Genomic DNA, 6,848 nt, shown 5'->3' with positions numbered 1-6,848 from the left:
CCGTCGATCAGCAGCACGCGCTTGTCGCCTTCGCTGATGGCGGGCAAGAAGCCCTGCACCATGATGGTCTCGGTGCCGTCCTTGGTCAGCGTCTCGGCGATGGAGCCCAGGTTCAGGCCATCGTCCTTCACGCGGAAGATGCCCATGCCGCCCATGCCGTCCAGCGGCTTGAGGATGATGTCGCGGTGCTCGGCGTGGAAGGCGCGCACCGCAGCCATGTCACGCGTGACCAGCGTGGGCGCGATGTGCTGCGGGAACTCCATGATCGCGAGCTTTTCGGGGTGGGCGCGCAGCGCGGCCGGGCTGTTGAACACACGCGCGCCCTCGCGCTCGGCCTGCGTCAACAAGTGGGTGCAGTACAGGTACTCGGCGTCGAAGGGCGGGTCCTTGCGCATCAGCACGGCGTCGGTGCGACACAGGGGCAGGTCGGTGGCCTCGATTTCGTCGTACCAGGCGTGCGCGTCACCCGTGAGCTGGATGCGGCGCGCGCGTGCCGTCACCACGCCACCGCGCTGCCACACCAACTCCTGCGGCTCGCAGGCCCAGATCTCGTGCCCGCGCGAAGCGGCTTCGCGCATCATCGCGAAGGTGCTGTCCTTGTGGGTCTTGAAGGTGTCGAGCGGGTCGGCGACGAAGAGCAGCTTCATGGTGTCTCAGGGGGCGTTGTCCGCCACATCGGCCCCCTCGGGCCGGGAACGGTAGTGTTCCACGAACAGGGTGACCCCACCCGCCACAAGGCCCCAGAAGGCCGAGCCCACGCCCAGCAGTACCACGCCCGACAGCGTGACCAGGAAGGTCACGATGGCCGCCTCGCGCGTGCCGGGGTGGGCCAGCGAGGTGGCCAGTCCGTTGGCGATGGTGCCCAGCAGCGCCAGGCCCGCCACCCCCATGACCAACTCGGGCGGGAAGGCCGCCAGCAACCCCGCCACGGCTCCGCCCAGCAGCCCCATGGCGATGTAGAACAGGCCAGCCCACACCGCAGCGGTGTAGCGCTTGTCGGGCGCAGCGTGGGCGTGCGGGTTGAGCACGATGGCAGCCGTGATGGCCGCCAGGTTGAAAGCGTAGCCGCCGAACGGCGCCAGCAGCACGGTGGTGATGCCCGACCAGCTCATCAAGGGCGAGACTGGCGGTTGGTAGCCCGACACGCGGATGGCCGACACCCCCGGCACCGCCTGCGAGGCCATGGTCACGATGAACAGCGGCAGACCCATGCCCAGCACCGCCTGCCAGGACCACTCGGGCGTGACCCACACGGGGGTGGCGAACTGCAGGGTCATCAGCCGCGTGTCGAGCAGCCCTTGCGACGCCGCCACCACCGTGCCGCCGATCAGCACGCCGAGCACGGCATACCGAGGCCACAGGCGCTTGCCGATGAGGTAGATCATCAGCATCGAGATGATGAGCAGCGGCTGGGGTGTGGCCGCCGCGAACGACATCAGTGCGAACTTGGCCAGGATGCCCGCCAGCAGGCTGGAGGCCAGCGCCAGAGGGATGCGGTTCATGATGCGCTCGAACCAGCCGGTGGCGCCGCTGAGCCACATCAGCACGCCGCAGACCAGGAAGGCGCCCACCGCCTCGGCCAGGCTCACACCCGTGGCGGCGCTGGCGATCACGGCCGCACCTGGCGTTGACCAGGTGATGAGCACCGGGATGCGCGTCCAAAGCGACAGCCCGATGGTCGACAAGCCCATGCCGATGCCCAGGGCCAGCACCCAGGACGTGACCTGCTCGGGCGTGGCGCCCAGCGACTGCGCGGCGTGAAAAATCAGCGCGATCGTGCTGGTGAAACCCACCAGCGTGGCCACGAAACCCGCCGAGACGGACGACAGCGAGGTGTCCCGGGCGATCTGGCCCAGGCTCGTGCGCTCAGCCGGGGGCGTCAGCTCAGATCTCCACCTTCGAGCCCAACTCGACCACGCGGTTGGTCGGCAGGCTCAGGAAGTCGGCCACGCCCGACGCGTTGCGGTGCATGCCGGCGAAGAGTTTTTCGCGCCAGGGCAGCATGCCACCACCGATGGTCGGGATGACGATGTCGCGCGAGAGGAAGTAGCTGGTCTCCATGTCATCGACCTGCACGCCATGTTGGCTCAGCAGCTTGAGGGCACGTGGCACATCGGGCTCGTCCTTGAACCCGAAATGCAGCATCACCTGCCAGCAGTCGTTGCCCAGGTCTTCGATCTCGATGCGTTGCGCCGATTCGATCCAGGGCACTTCGTGTGAGCGCACCGTCACGAACAGGTTCTGGCGGTGCAACACCTTGTTGTGCTTGAGGTTGTGCAGCAGCGCATTGGGGGTGGTGCCCGCGTCCGCATTGAGGAACACGGCCGTGCCTTCAACCCGCAGAGGCGGGCTGCAGAAGACGGCTTCGAGGAAGGGGTGCAGATCGATGGCGTCCGAGCGCAGTCGCTCGCTCAGCAGCGCACGGCCATCCTTCCAGGTCGTCATCAAGGTGAACATGATGACGCCGATCAGCAGGGGGAACCAGCCACCGTCGATGATCTTGAGCGCGTTGGCCCCAAAGAACATCAGGTCGATGAAGAAGAAGATGCCCGTGGCCCCGATGCACAGCGGCAGGCTCATGTTCCAGGCAAAGCGGATCACGAAGAAGGTCATGATGGTCGTGATCAGCATGTCCAGCGCCACGGTGATGCCGTAGGCGGCCGCCAGCTTGCTGCTCGAGCCGAAGAACACCACCGCCATCACGATGCTGGCGTACAGCCCCCAGTTGATGAAGGGGATGTAGATCTGGCCGGTTTCGCGCTCGGAGGTGTGCAGCACGCGCAGGCGGGGCAGGTAGCCCAGCTGGATGACCTGTTTGGTCACCGAGAAGGCCGCCGAGATCAGCGCCTGGGACGCGATGAACGTGGCGCAAGTGGCCAGCCCCACCAGCGGATACAGGGCCCATTGAGGGGCCATCTCGTAGAAGGGGTTGCCGATGTTTTCGGGGTGAGCCAGCAGCATGGCGCCCTGCCCGAAGTAGTTGATCACCAGCGCTGGCATGACCAGGCTGAACCACGCCAGGCGGATGGGACGCTTGCCGAAGTGACCCATGTCGGCGTACAGCGCCTCGGCGCCAGTTGCGCACAGGATCACCGCCCCCAGCGAGATGAAGGCCAGACTCGGGTGATTGAAAGTGAAGCCCAGCGCGTGGTGCGGGCTCAGCGCCACCAGGATGGCCGGGTTGGCGATGACGTGCTTGAGCCCCAGCACCGCCAGCACAAGGAACCACACCACCGTGATCGGTCCGAAGAACTTGCCGATGCCGCCGGTGCCGTGCTTCTGGATGGCAAACAGCGCTGTCAGCACCACCAACGTCACCGGGATCACGTACCGCTCCAGCCCAGGCGCAGCCACCCCCAGGCCCTCGACGGCAGACAGCACCGAAATGGCCGGGGTGATGACCCCGTCACCGAAGAAGATGGCTGTGCCGAAGATGCCCAGCCCCAGCAGCACCTGCCGCAATTGGGGGCGGTCTTTCACGGCGGTGGAGGCCAGCGCCAGCATGGCCACCAGGCCGCCTTCGCCATTGTTGTCGGCCCGCAGGATCAAGCTGACGTACTTCAGCGAGACGATCACCGTCAGCGTCCAGAACATCAACGACAAGATGCCGTGGATGTTTTCCGGGTTGGGGTCCAGGTGTCCGTGGGCAAACACCTCCTTGAACGCATAGAGCGGGCTGGTGCCGATGTCGCCGTAGACGACCCCGAGGGCTCCCAGGGTCAGCGCGGCCAGCGAAGATTTGTGGCTCGGGTCGTGGGAAGGATGCTGCACGGAAAAAGGGCGGGTTGCCTTGAAGCGGCCATTTTGCGCCCGTTCCGCCCCGATCGGAAACTCCCCCGAGCAGGGGCGGTGCCTCAGGTCAGCTGTAAACCTCGGCGTCCGGGTCGGTGGCCGCCAGTTCGTAGCTTGCAGCCAACATCGCCAGGCGGGCGATGACGCCGTACATGTAGAACCGGTTGGGTGCGCTCACCCCTGGTTTGACGCCTGGGCGTGGCAGCTGGGTGGGTTCGGCGAAAGCCAGCGGCACGAAGCTGGAGCCTGGCGCGTTGAGGTTTTCGTCGATGCCGCGCTCGGCGTGCACGCGGTAGAAGCCGCCGACCACGTAGCGGTCGATCATGTAGACCACCGGTTCGGCCACAGCGTCGTTCATGCGCTCGTAGGTGGGCACGCCCTCCTGGATGATCACCTGGCTGACGACCTGGCCGTCTTTGACCGTCGACATCTTGTTGCGCGTGCGGCGGTTGAGCTCTTCCAGCTCCTTGGCGTCGCGCACGGTCATGATGCCCATGCCGTAGGTGCCGTTGTCCGCCTTGACCACCACGAAGGGCTTTTCGTTGATGCCGTATTCCTTGTACTTGCGGCGGATCTTGCCCAACAGCGTGTCGACCTGGGACTGCAGGCACTCCTGGCCGACGCCCTCCTGGAAGTCGACCTGATCGCATTCGGCATGCATCGGGTTGATCAGCCAGGGGTCCATGCCCAGCAGCTTGGAGAACTTCTTGGCCGCCTCTTCGTAGTACTTGAAGTGCTGGCTCTTGCGGCGCACGGCCCAGCCAGCGTGCAGAGGCGGCAGCAGGTACTGCTCGTGCAGGTCTTTCAGCACATCGGGGATGCCGGCCGACAGGTCGTTGTTGAGCAGGATGGTGCACGGGTCGAAGTGCTTGAGCCCCAGGCGGCGCTTGCTGCGCTCCAGCGGCTCGAGCGTCAGCGTGCTGCCATCGGGCAGGGCGATCTCGGTGGGCTCGGTGATGGATTCATCGAGCGTGCCCAGGCGGACGTTCAGGCCCGTGAGCGTGAAGATCTGCACCAGTCGCGCCACGTTCTGCAGGTAGAAGGTGTTGCGGGTGTGCTTCTCGGGGATCAGCAGGAGGTTCTTGGCCTCTGGGCAGATCTTCTCGATGGCCGCCATCGAGGCCTGCACGGCCAGCGGCAGCATCTCGTTGGTCAGGTTGTTGAAGCCGCCTGGGAAGAGGTTGGTGTCCACCGGGGCCAGCTTGAAGCCGGCGTTGCGCAGGTCCACCGAGGTGTAGAAGGGCGGTGTGTGCTCCATCCATTCGAGCCGGAACCAGCGCTCGATGGCCGGCATGGATTCCAGCATGCGCTGCTCCAGTTCGTTGATGGGGCCGGTCAGCGCGGTGATGAGGTGAGGGACCATGGGTGGAGCGGGCGTCAAGCGGTGGACACCGGAGCATTCTAGGAACATCCGGACGAGCCCTCGCACATGGGGACGGATGGGCGAAAAAAAAAGGCCACCCGGAGGTGGCCCTGTCGTGGCGGGCGCGGGGGCCCGTTTCGGCGGTCAGCCGAAGATCACTTGGCGATCACTTGTGATAGGCGGTTTCGCCGTGCGAAGTGATGTCCAGGCCTTCGCGCTCTTCTTCTTCCGGCACGCGCAGACCGATGACCACGTCGACGATCTTGTAGGCGATCAGGGAGACGATGCCCGACCAGGCGATGGTGATCAGCACACCCTTGGCCTGGATCCAGACCTGGCCGGCGATGGAGTACGCGTCGGGCGCAACCATGGCAACCGTGGTCCAGTCAGACACCAGCGAGGGGCCGCCCAGGTTGGGCGAGTTGAACACGCCGGTCAGCAGGGCACCCAGGATGCCGCCGATGCCGTGCACGCCGAACACGTCCAGCGAGTCGTCAGCGCCCAGCATCTTCTTCAGACCGGTCACGCCCCACAGGCAGATCAGGCCAGCCAGCACGCCGATGATCAGCGCGCCACCGATGCCGACGTTGCCGGCAGCAGGGGTGATGGCGACCAGGCCAGCGACGGCACCCGAAGCAGCACCCAGCATCGAAGCCTTGCCCTTGAGCAGCGCTTCACCCAGGATCCAGCCCAGCACAGCGGCGGCGGTGGCGGCGAAGGTGTTGATGAAGGCCAGGGCGGCGAAGCCGTTGGCTTCCAGGGCGGAGCCGGCGTTGAAGCCGAACCAACCCACCCACAGCAGCGAGGCACCAACCATGGTCAGCGTCAGCGAGTGCGGGGTGAAGGCTTCCTTGCCGTAGCCGATGCGCTTGCCCACCATGTAGGCACCCACCAGGCCAGCGACGGCGGCGTTGATGTGCACCACGGTGCCGCCGGCGAAGTCCAGCGCGCCGTGTTGCCAGATCAGGCCGGCCTTGGCGGTCATGGCTTCCGCGACTTCAGGCGAGCTGTAGGCGTCCGGGCCCATCCAGAACCAGACCATGTGGGCCATCGGGATGTAGCTGAAGGTGAACCACAGCACCATGAACAGCAGCACGGCCGAGAACTTGATGCGCTCGGCGAAGGCGCCGACGATCAGGGCGCAGGTGATGCCGGCGAAGGTGGCCTGGAAGGCGGCGAACACGATCTCGGGGATGTAGACACCCTTCGAGAAGGTGGCGGCGTTGGCGAAGGTGCCCGCTGCGTTGTCCCAGATGCCCTTCATGAAGAGGCGATCGAGGCCGCCGATGTAGGCGTTGCCCTCGGTGAAGGCCAGGCTGTAGCCATAGATGAACCACAGCACGACGATCAGCGAGAACGTGACCATCACCTGCATCAGCACGGACAGCATGTTCTTGCTGCGCACCAGGCCGCCGTAGAACAGGGCCAGGCCGGGAACGGTCATCAGGATCACCAGCAGCGTGGAGACCATCATCCAGGCGGTGTCGCCCTTGTTGGGAACGGGTGCCGCAGCAGGTGCGGCTTCGGATGCCGCAGCCACGGCCAGGGCGGCAGCGGATGCGACTTCGGCGGCGGAGGCTGCGGCTTCTTGAGCGTGCGAGACGCCAAGGAGACCGAAGGCCGCCAGCCCCAGCGCGAGGGACGCAATGAGCTTTCTCATGAAATGCCTCTTGTCAGGTCAGAAGGGGTGAAT

Annotated in this window: 5 protein-coding genes; all 5 read right to left on the bottom strand. The window is 65.7% G+C overall.

What is annotated here, in order from left to right; genetic code table 11:
* A partial coding sequence (gene gshB / locus B2W70_RS01955; protein WP_286742295.1) for a glutathione synthase occupies window positions 1-647 on the bottom strand: 647 nt, incomplete at its 3' end.
* A 6-nt stretch (window positions 648-653) separates the two neighbouring features.
* Window positions 654-1,847 carry a benzoate/H(+) symporter BenE family transporter gene (locus B2W70_RS01950; RefSeq protein WP_349677424.1) on the bottom strand — a complete coding sequence of 398 codons (1,194 nt, stop codon included), beginning with the start codon at window positions 1,845-1,847 and terminating at the stop codon, window positions 654-656.
* A gap of 37 nt (window positions 1,848-1,884) precedes the next feature.
* Window positions 1,885-3,771, bottom strand: coding sequence for a potassium transporter Kup (locus B2W70_RS01945; RefSeq protein ID WP_286742294.1), 1,887 nt, complete (start codon window positions 3,769-3,771; stop codon window positions 1,885-1,887).
* An 88-nt stretch (window positions 3,772-3,859) separates the two neighbouring features.
* Complete coding sequence (gshA, locus tag B2W70_RS01940; protein ID WP_286742292.1) at window positions 3,860-5,155, bottom strand: glutamate--cysteine ligase; 1,296 nt, start codon at window positions 5,153-5,155, stop codon at window positions 3,860-3,862.
* Between the two features lie 166 nt (window positions 5,156-5,321).
* The gene (locus B2W70_RS01935; RefSeq protein ID WP_286742290.1) at window positions 5,322-6,815 is read right to left on the bottom strand and encodes an ammonium transporter; all 1,494 of its coding nucleotides are present in this window, start codon (window positions 6,813-6,815) and stop codon (window positions 5,322-5,324) included.
* Window positions 6,816-6,848 lie beyond the last annotated feature (33 nt).

It is taken from the genome of Aquabacterium sp. UBA2148 (assembly GCF_002328915.1).
GTDB classification, from domain to species: domain Bacteria; phylum Pseudomonadota; class Gammaproteobacteria; order Burkholderiales; family Burkholderiaceae_C; genus Aquabacterium; species Aquabacterium parvum.
The sequence above is the reverse complement of the archived record's forward strand: the minus strand, read 5'-3'. Positions and strand labels throughout refer to the sequence as shown.

What these genes read in the sequence shown, in the direction of transcription:
- gshA (WP_286742292.1), bottom strand. Translation starts at nt 5,155, where the DNA reads ATGGTCCCTCACCTCATCACCGCGCTGACCGGCCCCATCAACGAACTG.
- B2W70_RS01935 (WP_286742290.1), bottom strand. Translation starts at nt 6,815, where the DNA reads ATGAGAAAGCTCATTGCGTCCCTCGCGCTGGGGCTGGCGGCCTTCGGT.